This window comes from Mesorhizobium sp. WSM4844, assembly GCF_055811775.1.
Genome location: NZ_JBVVQB010000142.1, coordinates 1 through 1,494, shown reverse-complemented (window position 1 = coordinate 1,494; position 1,494 = coordinate 1). Strand labels below are relative to the sequence as shown.

Sequence of the window (1,494 nt, the reverse complement as noted above, 5' to 3'; positions counted from 1 at the left end):
AACGATACTCCCTTCGTCATCCTAGGGCGGAGCAGGAGCGAAGCGACGTCGCGGAGACCCTAGGATCCATGCCGTTACCTCGCAGCGTCGCAGCGTTGATGGCAAGCTCCATGTTTTACGCTTCAGCCATTTTGTTCTTGCTTCGTGCCGGCCGACATCAAACAATCCCACCGCCGCCGCCGGCAACCGCCGGCCGTTCCGCCGCGACCTTGGCACGGTAGCCGGCGGCGCGATAGGTGGCGACCGGATCGATGGCGCCGCCCGTATTCAGCCGCGCCATGGCGAGGATCGGCTCGACATCGGTGCGATAGGCGGACTTCAGCGTCTGCGTCGCCATCAGCGCGTCGTTGGCATCCTGATAGCCTTCCAGCGCCTGGCGATCGACCAGCAGCGCCTGCGCATAGGCGCGCTGCACCTCGACCGCCGACAGCATCAGGCTTTCGATCGGGTCGGTGACATTGTGGCTCTGGTCGAGCATGTGAGCCGGATCAAAACCTTCGGCACCGGCAAGCTCGGCATCGACCAGCTCGTTAAAGACGAGGAACAGCCGGTAGGGATCGATCGAGCCGGCATCGAGATCGTCGTCGCCATATTTCGAATCGTTGAAATGGAAGCCGCCGAGTTTCTTGAACTGGATCAGCCGCGACACGATCATCTCGATATTGACGTTGGGCGCATGATGGCCGAGGTCGACCAAGCAAAAGGCCTTGTCGCCGAGCTCTTTGGCGATGATGTAGTTGGTGCCCCAATCCTGCACGACCGTCGAATAGAAGGCCGGCTCGTACATTTTGTGCTCGGTGAACAGTTTCCAGTCGTCAGGCAGCCCGGCGTAGATCTCCTTCATTGCGTCGAGATAACGCTCGAACGCCTTGGCGAAATTGACCTGGCCGGGGAAATTCGAGCCGTCGCCGATCCACACCGTCAGCGCCTTGGAGCCCAGCTTCTTGCCGATCTCGATGCATTCGAGATTGTGCTCGACCGCCTGCCGGCGGGTGCCGGCGTCGGCATGCGACAGCGAGCCGAACTTGTAGGACAGTTTTTGATCACTGGCGTCGGAGAAGGTATTGGAGTTCATGGCGTCGAAGCCGAGGTCGAAGCGCGAGGCCGCCTGTTTCAGCCGGTTCGGGTCGGCCGTGTCCCACGGAATGTGCAGCGAGACGGTGGGTGTCGCCTGCGTCAACTGCCGGATGACGGCGCAGTCCTCGATCTTGTCGAAGATATCGCGCGGCTCGCCGGCGCCGGGAAAGCGGGCAAAGCGGGTGCCACCGGTGCCGACGCCCCAGGACGGGATCGCCACGGCGAATTTTTCGATCTTGCCGCGGATGGCGTCGACGGCGATGCCGCGGCGGTCGAGGCGTTCGCCGAGCGCATCGTAATCGCGCTTGAGCTCGGCCGCGCGCGCGAGATTGTCCTTGTCGACGATGTCGGCTGAGATGATGGTTTCGGACATGGTGCTTCCTCCCAAATGCGTTCGGTTGGCGCTGCCCCTCATCC

1 protein-coding gene is annotated in these 1,494 nt (G+C 62.3%); it reads right to left on the bottom strand.

Translation table 11 applies throughout. The features are described 5' to 3' along the window. Positions 1-157: 157 nt before the first annotated feature. On the bottom strand, positions 158-1,450 hold the full coding sequence (gene rhaI, locus AC0L2A_RS36130; RefSeq protein WP_473612950.1) for an L-rhamnose catabolism isomerase: 1,293 nt from the start codon (positions 1,448-1,450) through the stop codon (positions 158-160). Positions 1,451-1,494 lie beyond the last annotated feature (44 nt).